The organism is Burkholderia sp. IT-111MI5 (assembly GCF_949752865.1).
In the GTDB taxonomy this organism is placed as follows: Bacteria; Pseudomonadota; Gammaproteobacteria; order Burkholderiales; family Burkholderiaceae; genus Burkholderia; species Burkholderia pyrrocinia_C.
In genome coordinates this window covers 26,867-44,974 of the sequence record NZ_CATKIF010000009.1, presented here as the reverse complement: position 1 = coordinate 44,974, position 18,108 = coordinate 26,867, and the positions used below count along the sequence as shown (strand labels likewise).

Sequence of the window (18,108 nt, the reverse complement as noted above, 5' to 3'; positions counted from 1 at the left end):
CGCTTCGTCGGCGATCCCTGTCGGACACGGCTGGAAAAGGAAAAAACCAGCCGGCCTGACCGCAAGCCCCACTTGCGAAGAATGGAAATTGGAAGGATCGGTATGACTTATGAAAGAAACCGGCGCGGCCGCGTCAACCGGCGTGTTCGGCGGCAACGCCGCGCACGGTCACGATGCGCGCAGGCGGAATATTTGCCCAGACGATACGACTGCCGCAGGCAACGAATGCCGAATCGCCCAGCGGATGACGGCCGGGCGAGCGCAAGTCGTATGTAAATTGAATCATCACGCCGTCGGCCGACAGCACGTGATGGCATTGCTCGACGATGGCCGTCACGTCCTCGCGCGGCAGCGTGCGCAACGGCAGGCACGACACGATCGCATCGACCCGCGCGGCGGGCGGCAGCAGCCGTTCGAGCTGCCGCGCATCGCCCCACACGATCGACACGTCCGGAAAGCGTCGCCGCAGGTGCTGCACGAACGCCGGCGAACGCTCGACCACGACGAGGCGCCGTGGCGCGACGCCGCGTTCGAGCAACGCCGCGGTGATCGCGCCGGTGCCGCCGCCGAGTTCGACGACCAGCCCGTCGCCGTCCGGCACCGCGTCGGCCATCCCGCGCGCCAGATGCCGCGAACTCGGGCACAACGCGCCCACCGCGGCCGGGCGGCCGACCCACTCGCGCACGAACAGTGCGGAGACACGCCACGCGTTCGGCCAGATCATTGGCCGGCCTTGAGCGGTTGCGCCTTCGGCTTCGACGTGCCGACGACTGCGTGGAACGGGGCTACGGCGTCACGGGGCTTGTTCACTGGCATCCTCCTGGACGAAGCGGTCCGCCGCAGGAAGAGCGACGATCCAATCGATTCTAGGAAACGCAAACTTAAGGCGACGTGAAGATTGTCCCTAATTGCCCGCGCCGCCGCATCCGTGAGTGGGCCGCCGACGGAAGCGAAGCAGCGTGACCGATCGGGAACGAACGACACGCCGCATCGCGCGCGGCACCGCCTCACCGCAGGTTGGTTCTCGCCAGCTCGACGATCTCGTCGCCGCGCCCGCTCAGGATCGCGCGCAGCATGAACAGGCTGAAGCCCTTCGCATGCGCGATCTCGATCTTCGGCGGCATCGCGAGCTCGTATTTCGACGTGACGACGTCGACCACCGCCGGCCCGTCGTGCGCGAACGCCGTGCGCAATGCCTGCTCGACGTTCTCCGAATGCTCGACGCGTACGCTGAAGATACCCGCGCCCTTCGCGATCGCCGCGAAATCGGTCGGGCTCAGGTCGACGTTGGTATCGAGATAGCCGGCCGCCTTCAGCTCCATCGACACGAAGCCGAGCAGGCTGTTGTTGTACACGACGATCTTGATCGGCAGGTTGAGCTGGCGCGCGCTCAGCAGATCGCCGAGCAGCATCGACAGCCCGCCGTCGCCGGACAGCGACACCACCTGCCGCCCCGGATGCGCACCCTGCGCGCCGAGCGCCTGCGGCATCGCGTTCGCCATCGACCCGTGGTTGAACGAGCCGTGCAGTTGCCGCTTGCCGTTCATCGTCAGGTAGCGCGCGGCCCACAGCGTCGGCGTGCCGACGTCGGCCGTGAAGATCGCGTCGTCGGCCGCGACTTCGTCGACGAGCTTCGTCAGGTATTGTGGATGGATCGCGCGGCCCGGCGGCTCGGCCACCGCGAGATCGTCGAGCCCCTTGCGCGCGGCCGCGTAATGCTTCAGCGCATTCTCGAGGAAGCGCCGCTGGGTCTTGCGCGTCAGCCGCGGCAGCAGCGCGGCGATGGTTTCCTTCACGGTGCCGACGAGGCCGAGCGCGAGCGGCGCGCGATGGCCGAGCTGCGAGCCCTTCCAGTCGATCTGCGCGATCTTCGCGTTCGACGGATAGAACGGCCGGTACGGGAAATCCGTGCCGAGCATCAGCAGCGTGTCGCACGATTCCATCGCGTGATAACCGGAGCTGAAGCCGATCAGCCCGGTCATCCCGACGTCGAACGGGTTGTCCCATTCGACGAACTGCTTGCCGCGCAGCGCATGCACGACCGGCGCGCCGAGCGTGTCGGCCAGCGCGACCACTTCGTCGTGCGCGCCCTGCGTGCCGCTGCCGCACAGCAGCGTGACCGCGTCGGAGCCGTTCAGCAAGGCCGCGAGCCGGTCGAGATCGGCCTCGGCCGGCAGGATCGACGGCGGCGCCGATGCGCTCCACGCCGGCGCTTCTTCCGGGCCGTCGCCGAGCGCGATGTCGCCCGGCAGCACGATCACCGCGACGCCGCGCTCCTCGATCGCGGTGCGCATCGCGCGCGCGAGCACGCGCGGGAACTGCGACGCGTTGGTCACGAGCTCCGCGAAGTGGCTGCACTCGCGGAACAGTTCCTGCGGATGGGTTTCCTGGAAGTAGCCGAGCCCGATTTCGGTCGACGGGATGTGCGCGGCGATCGCGAGCACCGGCTGGTGATTGCGGTGGCAGTCGTACAGCCCGTTGATCAGGTGCAGGTTGCCGGGGCCGCAGCTGCCCGCGCACACCGCGAGCCGCCCGGTCGACGCGGCATCCGCGCCGGCCGCGAACGCGGCGCTTTCCTCGTGCCGCGTGTGCATCCAGCGGATCGCCCCGATCTGGGCGAGGCTGAACGACAGGCCGTTCAGGCTGTCGCCCGTCACGCCCCAGATGCGCTCGACGCCCGCCGCCGCCAGCGTCTTCGCCAGGTATTCCGCCATCGTCTGTCTTGCCATCACGCCCTCACTCGTTGGTTGATCGAGACATGCACGAACCGGCCGTGCGCTCGCACGCATCGCCGACCGGACGAGCATACGCGACTGGCCCGCGCCGCGTCGCGACGGTGCAACCGGGCCGACTGCCGTATGAGGCGCACGCACACGATTGGTTCGATCCGGCGCAGCGCCGCGCGGCCGGTGTCATCGTTTCGTCAGCGTCGCGCAGGTGAACGGACCGGCTGGCAGCCGCCGCGCTCAATCCCAGTCGGATGCCGACTCGTCCGGATCGACGAGCGTGAGCCCTGCCGGCGGCAGCGGCAGCGCGGTCTTGTAGCGCACCTGCTTCAGCGCGAAGCTCGACCGGATGTTCGACACGCCCGGAATCGTCGTCAGCCGCTCGATGATGAAACGCTCGAGCGTGCGCATGTCGGGCATCACGACGCGCAGCAGATAATCGGCGTCGCCCGACATCAAATAGCACTCCATCACCTCGGGCCGCTGCGAGATCGCCTCCTCGAAACGCTGCAGCGCGTCCTCGACCTGCTTCTCGAGGCTGACCTGGATGAACACGTTGATCCGCAGCCCGAGCGGCTCGGGATCGAGCAGCGTGACCTGCTGCCGGAACAGCCCGAGCTTCTCCAGCGCGCGCACGCGGTTGAAGCACGGCGTGGTCGACAGGTTCACCGCGCGCGCCAGTTCCGCGTTCGTGATCCGCGCGTTCTGCTGAAGCTGGTTCAGGATGCCGATGTCGATGCGGTCGAGCCGCTTGGGGGACGCGCTCATGGTCTGAATATTCCTTCTATCACGACGATTCCGGAATATTTACACTATCTGGCGGCAAATTCCCAATGAATTCAGACGCATATTTTGCGGATCGACGCGTAGCATGAGTCCCATTGATGCGTGCCGCAGCCGGCGCGCGGGAGACTCATATGACGGATCTGTCGAACGGTATCGAACACGCGCAGCGCGCGGCCCTCGCGCGCGCCGATGAGGACCCGCAAGAAACCGCCGAATGGCTCGACGCGCTCGACGCGGTGGTCGCGCACGTCGGCCGCGACCGCGCGCAATACCTGTTCGACCGGCTCGCCGAGCATGCGCGCGCAACCGGCCTCGCGTCGCCGCGCACGCCCGTCACGCGCTACCTGAACACGATTGAGCTCGCCGAGCAGCCGCCGTATCCGGGCGACCTCGACCTGGAGGAACGGCTGTCGGCCGCGCTGCGCTGGAACGCGCTCGCGATGGTCGTGCGGGCGAACCGCGCGTACGGCGAACTCGGCGGCCACATCGCGAGCTATGCATCGGCGTCCGACCTGTTCGAGACCGGCTTCAACCATTTCTTCCGCGCGGCGTCGCCCGCGACCGGCGACGCATTCGGCACGGCCGGCGGCGATCTCGTGTACTTCCAGCCGCATTCGTCGCCGGGCGTCTATGCGCGCGCGTATCTCGAAGGCTTCCTCACCGAGGATCACCTGAAGCATTACCGCCGCGAAATCGCCGGCCCGGGCCTGTGCTCGTATCCGCACCCGTGGCTGATGCCCGATTTCTGGCAGTTCCCGACCGGCTCGATGGGCATCGGCCCGATCAACGCGATCTACCAGGCGCGCTTCATGCGCTACCTGCAGCATCGCGGCCTCGCGAACACCGCGGGCCGCACCGTGTGGGGCTTCTTCGGCGACGGCGAGATGGACGAACCCGAATCGCTCGGCGCGCTGTCGCTCGCCGCACGCGAGGGGCTCGACAATCTCGTGTTCGTGATCAACTGCAACCTGCAGCGACTCGACGGCCCGGTGCGCGGCAACGGGCGCGTGATCGACGAACTCGAAGCGCAGTTCGCGGGCGCCGGCTGGAACACGATCAAGGTGCTGTGGGGCTCCGACTGGGATCCGCTGTTCGCACGCGATCACGCGGGCGCGCTCGCGCGTGCGTTCGCCAATACCGTCGACGGGCAGTTCCAGACCTTCTCCGCGAACGACGGCGCCTACAACCGCGCGCGCTTCTTCAGCCAGGACCCCGCGCTCGAAGCGCTCGCCGCACAGCTCACCGATGCGGAGATCGACCGCCTGCGCCGCGGCGGCCACGACGCGCGCAAGCTGCACGCCGCATATGCACGCGCGCTCGCGCACCGCGGCCAGCCGACCGTGATCCTCGCGAAGACGATGAAGGGTTACGGGATGGGCGCGGCCGGCCAGGGCCGGATGACGACCCATCAGCAGAAGAAGCTCGACGTCGACGATCTGAAGGCGTTCCGCGACCGCTTCCGGTTGCCGCTGTCGGACAGCGACGTCGAGCAGTTGAAGTTTTACAAGCCAGCGGAAGACAGCCCGGAAATGCGTTACCTGCATGCCCGCCGGGCTGCCCTGGGAGGCTATCTGCCCAGAAGGCGGATGGCGGCATCGAAGGGGCTGACCGTCCCTTCGATGCCGGCCTGGGGAGCGTTCGCGCTGGATGCGGCGGGCCGCGAGATGTCGACGACGATGGCGCTCGTGCGCATGCTCGCCGCGTTGATCAAGGATCGCGACATCGGTTCGCGCGTCGTGCCGATCGTGGCCGACGAAGCGCGCACGTTCGGCATGGCCAGCCTGTTCCGGCAGGTCGGCATCTACTCGCCGCTCGGCCAGCGCTACGAGCCGGAAGACCTCGGCTCGATGCTCTACTACCGCGAGGACACGCGCGGGCAGATTCTCGAGGAAGGCATTTCGGAAGCGGGCGCGATCTCGTCGTGGATCGCCGCCGCGACGTCGTACAGCGTGCACGACCTGCCGATGCTGCCGTTCTACATCTACTACTCGATGTTCGGCTTCCAGCGCATCGGCGACCTGATCTGGGCCGCCGCCGACCAGCGCTCGCGCGGCTTCCTCGTCGGCGCGACGTCCGGGCGCACGACGCTCGGCGGCGAGGGGTTGCAACACCAGGACGGCAGCAGCCACCTCGCCGCGTCGACGATCCCGAACTGCCGCGCGTACGATCCGGCGTTCGCGTACGAAGTCGCGACGATCGTCGATGCGGGCATGCGCGAGATGGTCGAGCAGCAGCGCGACGTGTTCTATTACGTGACCGTGATGAACGAGAACTACGCGCAGCCGTCGATGCCCGACGACGATCCGGCCGTGCAGCGCGAGGGCATCCTGAAGGGCATGCACCGGCTGCCGTCCGGTTCGAACGCAACGGCACGCGTGCAATTGCTCGGCGCGGGCGCGATCCTCGGCGAAGTACTCGCCGCGCAGCGGATGCTGAAGGACGACTGGGGTATCGACGCGGCCGTATGGAGCGTCACGAGTTTCAGTGAGCTGCAGCGTGACGGGATGGAAGCCGAGCGGCTGTCGCGGCTCGGTTCACCTGCAGCCGATGCGTACGTCACACGAATGCTTGCGGCGACGCAGGGCCCCGTGATCGCCGCGACCGACTACGTGCGCGCGGTGCCCGAGTTGATCCGCGCATACGTGCCGCGCCGCTACGTGACGCTCGGCACCGACGGGTTCGGCCGCAGCGACACGCGCGACGCGCTGCGCGCGTTCTTCGAGGTCGATCGCGCGAGCATCGTGCTCGCCGCGCTGAAGGCGCTGGCGGATGATGGAGAACTCGATGCGACTATCGTGCGCGACGCGCGAGAGCGTCTCGGCAAGACTGTGCAGCAGCCCGGCACGGCGCCTTGGCAGCGCTAGGCACGCAAGTCATTTCCGCCACGATGCACTGCCCTGACAGGCAGTGCCACCGACACACACCGTTTCCGCCGGCGCGCCGCTGACGCAGCGTGCCCGGCCAACCACTCGTCATGCAGGCTGCGCTACACCGGCAGCGCGTGCGTCGACAGAATCTCCTTCAACACCATGAACGAGCGCACCTGCCGCACGCCCGGCAGATAGAGCAATTGCTCCGCATGCAGCCGGTTGAAGCTCTCGTTGTCGCGTGTGCGCACCAGCATGAAGTAGTCGAACTCGCCCGTCACGACGTGACATTCGACACACCCCGACACCTTCTGCGCGGCCTTCTCGAACGCGGCGAACGCTTCCGGCGTCGAGCGGTCGAGCACGAAGCCGATCACGACCAGCATGCCGGCCCCGAGCGGCTTCGGGTCGAGCAGCGCGACGATCCCGCGAATCATCCCCATTTCCTTGAGCCGCTCGACGCGCCGCAGGCACGCCGGCGCGCTCAGCTTCACCTTCGCGGCGAGGCTCACGTTCGAGATCGACGCGTCCTGCTGAAGCTGCCTGAGGATCGCGCGATCGATGCGATCGAGCGCGGGCGCGGCATCGCCCGGCACCGCCGGTCTTCCAGTTAATTTCATTGCGTCTTCCTCGATTTTTTCGAACTCGAATTGCTTGATCAGCACTCGATTCGTTATCAACGTAGGCCGACGATATTTATTTCGCAAGCTCATTTCGCGCGCGCTTGCCTATCATTTTTCCATCGGGACACGGCGTGCCGGCCCCTCCCGAACGCACCGATGCCCGCGCCAACCCCGCCTTTCCGGAGACAAAAATCGATGAACCTGCAACGCTTCCCCCGTTATCCGCTGACGTTCGGCCCCACGCCCATCCAGCCTCTCAAGCGCCTGAGCGCGCACCTCGGCGGCAAGGTCGAGCTGTATGCGAAGCGCGAGGACTGCAACAGCGGCCTCGCGTTCGGCGGCAACAAGACGCGCAAGCTCGAATACCTGATCCCCGACGCGCTCGCGCAGGGCGCGGACACGCTCGTATCGATCGGCGGCGTCCAGTCGAACCAGACGCGCCAGGTCGCGGCCGTTGCCGCGCATCTCGGCATGAAATGCGTGCTCGTGCAGGAGCACTGGGTCAACTATGAAGACCCCGTGTACGACCGGGTCGGCAACATCCAGCTGTCGCGCATGATGGGCGCCGACGTGCGGCTCGTTGCCGACGGCTTCGACATCGGCATCCGCCGTAGCTGGGAAGAAGCGATGGAGAGCGTGCGGCAGGCGGGCGGCAAGCCGTATCCGATTCCGGCCGGCTGTTCCGAGCATCCGCTCGGCGGGCTCGGCTTCGTCGGCTTCGCCGAGGAGGTGCGCCAGCAGGAGGCCGAGCTCGGTTTCAAGTTCGACTACATCGTCGTGTGCTCGGTGACGGGCAGCACGCAGGCCGGGATGGTCGTCGGCTTCGCGGCCGACGGCCGCGCGGATCGCGTGATCGGCATCGACGCGTCGGCGACGCCGGAGAAAACGCATGCGCAGATCACACGCATCGCGCGCCATACGGCTGAAATCGTCGAGCTCGGGCGTCGCATCGACGAGCAGGACGTCGTGCTCGACACGCGCTACGCAGGCCCCGAATACGGGCTGCCGAACGACGGCACGCTCGAGGCGATCCGGCTGTGCGCGCGGCTCGAAGGCGTGCTGACCGATCCCGTCTATGAAGGCAAGTCGATGCACGGGATGATCGACAAGGTGCGGCTCGGCGAATTCGAGCCGGGCTCGAAGGTGCTATATGCGCACCTGGGCGGCGTGCCGGCGTTGAGCGCGTATGCGGAGATTTTCCGCAACGGGTGACGGGGCCGGGCGGAGGCGCGGCGCGCACCGGCGTCACGCCTCCGTCGAACCGGCACGGCATCCGCCCGGTTCAGCTCCGCTCATCGGGCCGTGTCACGCAGTGCCTTCATCTCGATGTCGCCGTAATAAATCGTTCGCTCGGTCACATCGGACGGGCGGGTCTTCCACCACCATTTGTAGAGGCCGAGCTTGAAGTAGGCGTCGCGATCGTTCGGAAACGCGTTCGGTACGCCCGTAACATGCACGACGCGTTCGCCGTTCCGGAACACCTCGGTCAGCGCGTCGACGCCTGAATCGTCCGGTCGATACCGCAGCACCCACCAGACCCGTTTCCCGCGATCCGCCGACGGGTCGCCGAACGCAATGGATCGGCTCTGCATGCCCGGCGCGCCGCGCACATCGACTTCGTACTTCCCGGCATTCAGCAGCAACGCAAACGGCGGCGATCCGTCGCTGCCGCCCTGATGCAACTGTGCGATCAGTTCCGGCTGTCTGGAATCGAACCGGTAGTCGGCGGGAATGACCGTCGACCAGCGCACCTCGTAGTCGCGACCGTTGACGAAGCGAAACACCGGCGAGAAGCTGACCTCGGAACGCGGCGTGCCGCTCGCCACGCTGCTGAAGTCCTGCGATCGGTTCATCGTCACCCTCAACAGCGTGCCGCGAATACCGGAAATCTCGGCGGTGGTGATGTTCTGCATCACCGGCTCCTGCAGACGAAGCCGCGCATCGATGCCGCTCGCCCAGTCCGACCGGTAAAAATGCGCATCGTCATGCTTGCCACCTTCCGGGCCCGCGTGGCAAACCGACGCGACGAGCACGCATGCGGCAACGACGAAGCTACCGCGCATCCCGCTCGCCTTTTCGCCGAAACAACCGCGACACATACGCGCGCGCCAGCATCGCCAGGAAGCGGCTGTTGGTCGACAGATAGCGTTTCCACATCCGCCCCGGCTCCTGGATCACGCGAAACGCCCACTCCAGCCCGCTGCGCTGCATCCACGGCGGCGCCCGCTTGACCTTCCCCGCCACCACGTCGAACGTCCCGCCCACGCCCATCACGAAATCGACGCCCAACTGCGATTTCCAGCGATTGATGAAGTTCTCCTTGCGCGGCGACGTGATCGCGACGAACAGCAGCCGCGCACCCGAGCGGCGGATATCGTCCACGACCGCCTGTTCGTCGTCCCAGAAATAGCCGTGGTGATATCCGGCGACCGGCAGCCGCGGATAGCGTGCCGCCGTCACCGCGACGACCCGCTCGACGACCTCCGGCGTCGCGCCGAGCAGATAGACCGGCAGCCCTTTCGCTTCGGCCAGCGCCAGCAGCCGCTCGAACAGATCCACGCCCGCGACGCGCTCCGGCACCGGGATGCCGAGCAGCCGCGCGCCCCAGACGACGCCCATGCCGTCGACGTTGACGATGTCGCATTCGCGAACCGACGCGGCGAGTTCCGCATCGCGCTGCAGGTTGACGAGCTTCGCGACGTTGACGACGACGTGCTGCGTGAATTGCCGTTTCTCGACTCTCGCGCCGATCCAGTCCACCGTATCGTTCATCGACATCAGATGGATCGGGCATGAAAAGATTTCAGCTCGGTTCATAACAAGGCCTCGCCATCATTTTTTTTGACTTCCGGAATATCGTCGGCAAATCGCGACGATCGGCACAGCGACGCGTACAACGCCTTCAGCTTCGCCGACACATCGGCGGAGAAGTAACCGAGCGCCGCAAGCTTCTCGCGCCCGTTGGATCGCGCGTCGGCCTTCAACACATCGGCAAGCTCGTTCGTGAGACGGCCCGCGTCGTGGTCGAACACCACCATGCCCGGCGACACGCCGTCGAGCAGTTGCCGCACGTTGCCGACATCGACCGATACGACCGGCAGATCGAGCGCCATCGCTTCCTTGACCGATTGTGGCGACCCTTCCCGGGTCGACGTCATCAGCAGGCACGCGGCATGCGCCAGCAGGTCGCGCACCTCGCCGCGATCGAGACCGTCGATATGCCGCTCCTGCACCTGGATGCCGTGCTGTTCCTCAAGCTGCCGCAGCACCAGTGAAAACAGCGGATAGTTCTTCTCCGGACGCTTCGGTGACGACGGGAAGACAACGATCGGCACGGCGGCTTTCATCAGCGCATCGTCGCGATCCCCGGCGAAGACCGTCTCGTTGACCGCACACGGAATCGTCACGCAGCGGCGGCGCAGCCGGATCAGGCGCGATGAAATTTCCGCACTCACGCCGATGCACGCATGCGCGAAGCAGGCCATCGATTTCGACACCGCGCGCATCCAGAGCGGCCCCAGGATGTCCGTGCCGTGGAACGTGATGACAACCCGCGCTTTCGTAAACAGCCGGACCAGCGGTGCGGAACACGCGCTCAGGCCGAAGTGGTAATGCACGACGTCGTACCGGCCCGCACGAGCGGCCTTCCAGACCTGCAAGATCGAGCGCAGGTATTCGCGCTTGCCGCGATACCCTTCGATGACGAGCACGTCGACCGTGCAGCCGCCGGAACGCCGCAGCGCGTCGACCTGCTCGGTCACGAACACGCCTTGCCAGGGGCTCGTGCGGTTGCTGCCGAGATACATGTTCGTAACGACCAGAATTTTCATGAGCGAACTCCCACCACCCCGCCGCGATGCGCCGGGGCGACGCACGGCCGCCCCCACGAGAACGCATACATCGCCAGCAGCGCGGAAAATACGTAAGACGGCGAAACAAACGCCATCGAAAAGATGTTGTCGAAGCAGAACGCACCGACGATGTAGAACCAGACGGCCGGCTTGCGCCGCCCTTGCCCGTACCCCAGCACGAACACCAGCCACGCGAGCGCGCCGAACACGCCCATCTCGACGAACAGGTGCGGGTAGAACGTGTCGGTGGTCTTCAACAGCCCGCCGAGCCCGTACCAGTCGAAGTGATAGAGCTGGTAAAGCGGCGACGAGAACTTCACCGACGCCGGGCCGCCGAAGCTGCCCAACCCTTCGCCGAGCAGATTGCCGTTGCCGATCGACTCGAACATCACGCGATAGGATTCGGCGCGCGCCGAATTGCCTGCGACGACGTAGAACAGGATCTTCGCCATGCCGACCTTCAACAGCGAATCGAGCACGCCCATCGCCATCAGCACGAGCATCGTGCCCGCGATGCCGGCGGCAGCCAGCCACGCGCGCACATCCCTGACGTTCCTCACGAACGGATAGAGCGCCAGCACCGCGAACAGCTTGAACGAGAAGCCGAGCAACGCGAACAACAGGAACCCCCACGACGCGATCGCCGCGCGACGGCCGGACCAGTACCAGCGGCACAGCAGAAACGCGCAGAGATTGATGAAGCTGAACTCCGAAAAGAACCCCATCCATCCCTGCGCACGCAGGAACAATCCCGAGTCGATCCGCACCGGCATGAACAGCGGCAGCCCGATCGCATACGACACATAGAAATACAGCTGGAACAGGTCGTTGCTCACGACCACGCCGATGAACGTCTTGACCAGCACGTCGAGCCGGTCGCGATACGGGTAGATCGCCACCGTGATCGCGACCGGAAAGAGGAAGCGGACGAATTCCTCGATCCCGGCATGGACGTTGAACGACAGCAGCATCCCGATGCAGAGCGACACGGCGATGGGCAGCGCGAGAACGGCCAGCCGGTGAAAGCGCGGACGCAGCAGGATCGCCGCGAACACGAGGCCGAACGCGCCCATCTTTACGGCCTGCGAACGATCGTCGTCGAACGTGAGCAGCGTGTCGCTGACGCAGAAGACGAAGTAAGCGAGCGCCAGCAGGCCTGCACCCAGGTCGGCCACGCGCGATCGACGATGCGGCACGATCGCCGGGAATCGGGCGGTCGCATTCATGGCCGCGCTCCCGACGCCGCCGGCATCGCTTTCATATCGGCGACGCCCAACGCGCTGATCGATTCCACATAGGCCGCGCATACCCGCCGTGCATGCATCACGACGATCGCGTTCCGGATCAGCGTCACGATCACCGCGGACGCCAGCATGCAGAAGAACCCGATTTCACCGCCGATGGCGACGCAGCCGCCGAGCAAAACGACGAACAGTGCCGAGGTACCGATGTTGATCCGCGCGGTGGCCGCGCTCTGCTCGAACGCCATCATCACGTTGCTGCCGACGACGCCAAGCACGCCGGCCGCGCACTGGATCGCCAGCAGCACGCCGCCCGCGAGCGCCACGTACGCGCCGTTGCCGTCGAGCCCGTAGCGGTAGGTCAGTCCCGCCACCATTACCAGGTTCGCGACCAGCACGACCAGGTTCGACAGGTCGATATTGCGCCGCATCGCGCCCAGCGTCGCGTCGAGCGGCGCCTTGTCCTTCTTCCGCTTCACGAGGTCCGGCAATTGCGCGATCGAAATGGCGCGCGGCAGCAGGTTGCCGATCGCGGTCACCGAGGAAAACAACGACAGCATCCCCGCGAACGACGCACCGCACATCGCGTTCGCCGCCGGCACGGTCACCAGCGCGATGCCGCCGGACAGGAAATTGGTCAGCCCGAACTGCAGCCCCTTCACGTCGATGCGCATCGAAAACGCGCGACGATCGGGCATGCCGATCGCGGCGAACATCGCGACGGCCACCACGACCAGCGCAACGGCCAGGCACAGCGACGCGGAATAGCCGTGGCGCGTGCCGATCCACAGCATCGCGCACGATCCCGCGATCAGCAGGCAGTCGAACGCGATCGTGATCCGGTAGCGGCGGTACGACACGAAGAAATGCCGCGCGAGCTGATACACGGTCCAGCCCCACATCAGCGCGACCACGCCGCCGAGATCGAACGCGACGAGGCCGGTCGCGAACACCAGCACGCATGCGATCGTGGCGGCCACGGCGGTCCATCCCGCCATCGACACCAGCGAGTAGAACGCGCCGCGCGCCGCCTGCTTCCCGTCGCTCGCCGGTACGCGGACCAGAATCAGCGTCGCCCAGCCGATGGCCGTGAAGAAACCGATCATCTGTGCGATCGACAGGTTGGATGCCGCAGCCCCAAGCTCGTCCAGCGAATAGATCCGCTGGACGACCCAGAACGTCAGCACGCGATAGAGGCCGGGCGCGCCGGTACAGACAAGCGCCTCGACACGGCCCAGCAGCTTTTTGGCGTCGGCATTCCGCAGCATGATTTTGTGCGCCCGTCCGTTACCCGCGCGCCAGCACGCCGCGCGTGTCGATCACGACCTTGGTCTGCAGCCGCACCGGGTCCATGCGCCGGAACGGCGCGTGATCGACGAGGATCACGATCACGTCGGCTTCGGCCAGCGCGGTGTTCAGCTCGCACAGCCGGGTCGTTGCTTCCAGCGCTGCCGGCAACGCGGCGATGTTGGGCTCGACGACCAGCAGCGTCGCGCCGGCGTTCTTCGCCAACGCTTCGACGATCTCCATCGCGGGGCTCTCGCGCAGATCGTCGATATCCGCCTTGAACGCAAGCCCGAGACACGCGATCACCGGCTCGCGGAACCGGCTCGCCGCCTGCCGCACGCGCTCGTAGACGAAATGCGGCTTGTCGTCGTTCACGTTGCGCGCGGTGCGGATCAAACGCGCGTGCTCCGGCGCGGAATCGACGATGAACCACGGATCGACCGCGATGCAATGACCGCCCACGCCCGGCCCCGGCTGCAGCACGCTGACGCGCGGATGGCGATTCGCCAGCCGGATCAGCTCCCATACGTTGATGTCCAGCTGGTCGCAAATCACCGACAGCTCGTTCGCGAACGCGATGTTCACGTCGCGAAACGCGTTCTCGGTCAGCTTGCACATTTCGGCGGTGCGTACATCGGTCAGGATGCACTCGCCGCGCACGAACACCTCGTACAGCTCCTGCGCACGCGTGCCGCATTTGCGCGTCATGCCGCCGATCACGCGGTCGTTCTCCACGAGTTCGCGCACGACATGGCCCGGCAGCACGCGCTCGGGGCAATGCGCGATACGGATGTCCGAGCGCTCGCCGGCCTGTTGCGGAAAGCTCAGGTCCGGGCGGTGCGCCGCGAGCCACGCGGCAATTTTTTCGGTCGCGCCGACCGGCGAAGTCGACTCCAGCACCACCAGGTCGCCCTTCTTCAGCACCGGCGCGATCGACCGGCATGCGGCCTCGATATAGGTCAGGTCAGGCTTGTTGCCATCGGCAAACGGTGTCGGCACCGCGATCAGGAACGCATCGGCCGGCTCGGGCGTCGCCGTCGCGCGCAGGTAGCCTTGCGTCACGGCGGCATGCACGAGCATGTCCAGTTCGGGTTCGACGATATGGATCTCGCCGCGATTGATCGTGTCGACCGCATGCTGCGACACGTCGACGCCGACGACGCTTTTACGGCGCGCGGCAAAGGCCGCCGCGGTGGGCAGGCCGATATAGCCCAGCCCGATGACGGAAATGGTTTCGAATGACATGAATGAGGTTCTCCAGACGTCGGGGGATTCAGCAGGGCGAGCCGGCCAGGTATGCCGGCCCCTGCGTCAGGATCGGCGGCGAGACCAGCAGATCCGCAATCCGCTCGCTTGCACGGCCGTCGCCGTACGGGTTGTGTGCGCGGCTCATCGCGCGATAGGCAGCGCCGTCGTCCCACAGCTCGACCACCGCGCCGACCAGCCGCTCGACTTCAGTGCCGACGAGCCTCACCGTGCCGGCCGCGACGGCTTCCGGCCGTTCAGTGGTGTCGCGCATCACGAGCACCGGCTTGCCGAGCGACGGCGCTTCTTCCTGGATCCCGCCGGAATCGGTCAGGATCAGCCATGCGCGGCTCATCAGGTACACGAACGGCAAGTACTCCTGCGGTTCGATCAGCACGACGTTGCCGATGTCGCCGAGCAGCCGCGTGACGGGCTCGCGCACGTTCGGATTCAAGTGCATCGGGTAGACGATGCGGCACTCCGGATAGCGCTTCGCGATGGTCGCGATCGCTTCGCAGATCTGCTCGAAACCGCGGCCGAAGTTCTCGCGGCGGTGGCCGGTCACGAGGATCATGCGCCGCTCGTCGTCGACGAACGGAAACCGCTCGCGCATCTGCCGCACCAGCGCCCGGTCGTGCTTGAGGCGCCCGGTGATCGTCAGCAAGGCATCGATCACGGTGTTGCCGGTCACGTGCACGCGAGCGGCGTCGACGCCTTCGGCCAGCAGGTTCGCCCGTGAGGTTTCGGTGGGCGCGAAGTGATGCAGCGCGAGCGCGCCCGTCACCTTCCGGTTCGCCTCTTCCGGCCACGGCGAATACAGGTTGCCGGTGCGCAACCCGGCTTCCACGTGACCGACCGGAATGCGTCGGTAGTACGCCGCGAGCGTCGCGCCGAGCGTCGTGGTCGTATCGCCGTGCACGAGCACGAGATCGGGCCGGAACGATTCCAGCACCGGGTCGAGCGCATTGAGGATGTGCCCGGTCAGGCTGCCGAGCGTCTGCCCGGCGCGCATCAGGTCGAGATCGAAATCCGGCACGATGCCGAACAGGTCGAGCACCTGGTCGAGCATCTGGCGATGCTGGGCCGTCACGCAGACGCCGCAGCGCACGCCTTCGCGGGCCCGCAGCGCATGAACGAGCGGCGCCATCTTGATGGCTTCCGGGCGGGTGCCGAACGTGACGAGGATGTTTTCGTGGTGATGGGTCATTGGAATCTCCGTCGGCGGATCACGTGCGATCCGCAGCGGTTTGCGAATCGGCGTTGTCATACCCGTACGCGCCGTAGTTGCCATACCGGGCGGAACGCAGCCCCGGCCAGAAGCCGTTGAACACGACCGCGGTCGCGCGCGCGCCGACGCGTTCGATCCGCTTCGACGCTTCGAGCAGTTCGCCCGAGGTCGTCACGCCGGCACGTGCCGCAAGCAGGATCGTGTCCGCCTGCGCAGCCAGGACGACGGCGTCCGTCACCGGCAACAGCGGCGGCGCGTCGAGCAGCACCACGTCGTAATCGCGTGCAACGTGCATCAGCAACGCCGACAGACGATCGGACGACAGCAGTTCGACGGGCCGATCGGCATACGGGCCGGCCGGCAGCAGGTCGACGTTCGGCGCGACGTCGCGCACGATGGCGTCGGCGGCCGTCGCGCCGCCGCGAAGGACGGTCGACAGGCCGATCTCCGGCCGCAGGCCGAAGCGCTTGGCCAGCTTGCCGCGACGCAGGTCGCCGTCGATCAGCAGCACCCGCTTGTTCGACTGTCCGAGCAGCGCGGCCACGTTGGCCGACACGAACGATTTCCCGACACCCGCGGACGGCCCCGTGATCAGCACACGGTTGCCGTCGGGCTGGTCCATCAACTGGAACCGCAGTGCCGTGCACAGGCTTCGCAGCGCCTCGACCGCGGGTTCGTTCGGTCGCGCCAGCGCCAGGACCGCCGCCCCGCCTGCCGCGGCGTCACGCTGCGCGAGCCGGTGTTGCGCAACGCTGTGCGGAATCGTCGCCATCACGTTCAGGTTCGTATCTCGCTCGATCTCCGCGGGATCGGTCACGCCGCCGAACAGCACCGCGCGGCCGATCACGGCGCACGTGCCGAGCACGAGCCCCATCAGCGCGGCCATCACCGTGACCAGCGCCGGCCTTGGCCGCACGGGCTTGTCCGGCACGATCGCGCGATCGATCACACGCACGTTGCCGATCTTGCTCGCGGTCGCCAGGCGAAGCTGCTGGACGCTGTTCAGCAAGCCGACGTAGATCTCCGTTTGCACGGTCACGTCGCGGCGCAGGCGTACGACGTTCTGCTGCGCATCGGGCAAGCGCCGGATCGTGTCGTTGATGGTCCCGATCTGCGCGTTGGCGGCGGTGATCTGCCGGTCGACCGCCGCGAGCTCCGGGTGAGCCGGCGTCAGCGTCGACGCCAACGCCCGCCGCTTCTGTTCGAGCTCGAACAGCGACATCTGCGCGGCGGTCGATTGCGTCAGCATCGCCTTCGCCTGCTCGGTCAGGTCCACGATTTCATGGCGGGCCTGGTATTCATTGAGGCGATCTTCGGCCGCACGCAACTGACGCTCCACGGCCGGGACCTGGTCGCTCAGGAACGCCAGCGACTTCTCGGCGGTGGCCGCCTTGCGGCTCGCGTTCTGCTGCACGTAGTTGTCGGCGATCGCGTTCAGCACGGCAGCCGCGCGCACCGGATCATGGCTTTCGTACGACACGCCGATCACGCCGGACTGATCCTTGCCGCGGTTCGCTATCGTCAGTTTCTTCTGCAGTTCGGCGAGCACGACCTGCCTCGAATCCGCCTTCACGACGAACTGCGCGCCCGCTTCGGCTTCGATGCCGGCCACCTGCAGCGTCACGTCGCCGGCGGCCGTCTTCACGCGCAGCGGCTCGCCGATCGCGCCTTCCGCATCGCGATCGAGATCGCTGCCGGACAGGCGATAGCGCCCGTCGCCCAGCGACGTGACGATGAACGTATGTTTCTGGAAGTCGCGCGGCACGTCGAATGCCGGAACGTCGATGCGCTCGTTGCCCCAGACGAACCCGCCGATCCCGAACAAGCCGGGCGTCGACAGCCTGCGATTGAAGCGCGCGACGGCGGAGCCGATCACGGGCACGCGGCGCGGATGCGCTTCGATGTGCAGGCGCTGACCGTCGACGACCGGTTCGGTCACGAGCCGCGAGCGCAGGATTTCCATCTCGCCGTCGTCGGTCGACTTCACGTCGAACAGCGCGCCGAGGCCGCCGACGAGCCCGCCGTCCGCCATGCTGCGCAGGTCCGAGCCGCCGCTTTCCACCTGCACGGCAATGTCTGCCTTGTAGACCGGCTTCACGACGAAGGCATAGCCGGCTCCAAGCGCGGCACACGCCGCCGTGACCGCGACGATGCGGCCTGCGTGCCGGATCAGCACGTCGAGGATGCCGCGCACGTCGAGTTCGTCGGCGTCGTGTAAATGAGGTTGGCGTGGGTTCGATGCGTTCATTTGAGG

Annotated in this window: 14 protein-coding genes; 2 read left to right on the top strand and 12 right to left on the bottom strand. The window is 66.7% G+C overall.

The window, feature by feature from the left end:
• Nucleotides 1–133 precede the first annotated feature (133 nt).
• The 3 genes from ACM6JT_RS07280 to ACM6JT_RS07270 all read right to left on the bottom strand — a co-directional run bounded on the left by ACM6JT_RS07280 (nucleotide 134) and on the right by ACM6JT_RS07270 (nucleotide 3,494).
• Nucleotides 134–724 carry a class I SAM-dependent methyltransferase gene (locus tag ACM6JT_RS07280; protein ID WP_034181898.1) on the bottom strand — a complete coding sequence of 197 codons (591 nt, stop codon included), beginning with the start codon at nucleotides 722–724 and terminating at the stop codon, nucleotides 134–136.
• A gap of 283 nt (nucleotides 725–1,007) precedes the next feature.
• Nucleotides 1,008–2,729, bottom strand: a complete 1,722-nt coding sequence (gene poxB, locus ACM6JT_RS07275) for a ubiquinone-dependent pyruvate dehydrogenase (protein WP_414856217.1) — start codon at nucleotides 2,727–2,729, stop codon at nucleotides 1,008–1,010.
• Between the two features lie 237 nt (nucleotides 2,730–2,966).
• On the bottom strand, nucleotides 2,967–3,494 hold the full coding sequence (locus tag ACM6JT_RS07270; RefSeq protein ID WP_034181895.1) for an Lrp/AsnC family transcriptional regulator: 528 nt from the start codon (nucleotides 3,492–3,494) through the stop codon (nucleotides 2,967–2,969).
• A 149-nt stretch (nucleotides 3,495–3,643) separates the two neighbouring features.
• On the opposite strand from ACM6JT_RS07270, the gene mdeB reads away from it, so the two are divergent.
• Nucleotides 3,644–6,376 carry an alpha-ketoglutarate dehydrogenase gene (gene mdeB, locus ACM6JT_RS07265; protein WP_414856180.1) on the top strand — a complete coding sequence of 911 codons (2,733 nt, stop codon included), beginning with the start codon at nucleotides 3,644–3,646 and terminating at the stop codon, nucleotides 6,374–6,376.
• A 122-nt stretch (nucleotides 6,377–6,498) separates the two neighbouring features.
• Here the strand turns inward: mdeB and ACM6JT_RS07260 are convergent, their stop codons facing one another.
• Complete coding sequence (locus ACM6JT_RS07260; protein ID WP_243566834.1) at nucleotides 6,499–6,999, bottom strand: Lrp/AsnC family transcriptional regulator; 501 nt, start codon at nucleotides 6,997–6,999, stop codon at nucleotides 6,499–6,501.
• 198 nt (nucleotides 7,000–7,197) lie between these two features.
• On the opposite strand from ACM6JT_RS07260, the gene ACM6JT_RS07255 reads away from it, so the two are divergent.
• A complete protein-coding gene (locus ACM6JT_RS07255; protein ID WP_034181893.1) occupies nucleotides 7,198–8,214 on the top strand; it encodes a 1-aminocyclopropane-1-carboxylate deaminase in 1,017 nt (338 codons plus the stop codon).
• A gap of 80 nt (nucleotides 8,215–8,294) precedes the next feature.
• Here ACM6JT_RS07255 and ACM6JT_RS07250 read toward each other — a convergent pair whose 3' ends face one another.
• Genes ACM6JT_RS07250 through ACM6JT_RS07215 form a run of 8 tightly spaced genes read right to left on the bottom strand, consistent with a single transcriptional unit; the run spans nucleotide 8,295 to nucleotide 18,102 of the window.
• Nucleotides 8,295–9,065, bottom strand: coding sequence for a heparin lyase I family protein (locus ACM6JT_RS07250; RefSeq protein ID WP_414856179.1), 771 nt, complete (start codon nucleotides 9,063–9,065; stop codon nucleotides 8,295–8,297).
• Nucleotides 9,055–9,780: a WecB/TagA/CpsF family glycosyltransferase gene (locus ACM6JT_RS07245; RefSeq protein WP_279388968.1), complete on the bottom strand. Its 726-nt coding sequence runs from the start codon at nucleotides 9,778–9,780 to the stop codon at nucleotides 9,055–9,057. Before ACM6JT_RS07245 ends, ACM6JT_RS07250 begins: the two co-directional genes overlap by 11 nt.
• 35 nt (nucleotides 9,781–9,815) lie before the next feature.
• Nucleotides 9,816–10,832, bottom strand: a complete 1,017-nt coding sequence (locus ACM6JT_RS07240; RefSeq protein WP_414856178.1) for a glycosyltransferase — start codon at nucleotides 10,830–10,832, stop codon at nucleotides 9,816–9,818.
• Nucleotides 10,829–12,079 (bottom strand): hypothetical protein, encoded by a 1,251-nt coding sequence (locus tag ACM6JT_RS07235; protein ID WP_414856177.1) that lies wholly within the window; start codon nucleotides 12,077–12,079, stop codon nucleotides 10,829–10,831. Before ACM6JT_RS07235 ends, ACM6JT_RS07240 begins: the two co-directional genes overlap by 4 nt.
• On the bottom strand, nucleotides 12,076–13,362 hold the full coding sequence (locus ACM6JT_RS07230) for a hypothetical protein (RefSeq protein ID WP_414856176.1): 1,287 nt from the start codon (nucleotides 13,360–13,362) through the stop codon (nucleotides 12,076–12,078). Before ACM6JT_RS07230 ends, ACM6JT_RS07235 begins: the two co-directional genes overlap by 4 nt.
• Nucleotides 13,363–13,381: 19 nt before the next feature.
• A complete protein-coding gene (gene wecC, locus ACM6JT_RS07225; protein ID WP_034181891.1) occupies nucleotides 13,382–14,626 on the bottom strand; it encodes a UDP-N-acetyl-D-mannosamine dehydrogenase in 1,245 nt (414 codons plus the stop codon).
• 28 nt (nucleotides 14,627–14,654) lie between these two features.
• Nucleotides 14,655–15,833, bottom strand: coding sequence for a non-hydrolyzing UDP-N-acetylglucosamine 2-epimerase (gene wecB / locus ACM6JT_RS07220; protein WP_034181890.1), 1,179 nt, complete (start codon nucleotides 15,831–15,833; stop codon nucleotides 14,655–14,657).
• Nucleotides 15,834–15,852: 19 nt separating this feature from the next.
• Nucleotides 15,853–18,102: a polysaccharide biosynthesis tyrosine autokinase gene (locus tag ACM6JT_RS07215; protein WP_414856175.1), complete on the bottom strand. Its 2,250-nt coding sequence runs from the start codon at nucleotides 18,100–18,102 to the stop codon at nucleotides 15,853–15,855.
• Nucleotides 18,103–18,108 lie beyond the last annotated feature (6 nt).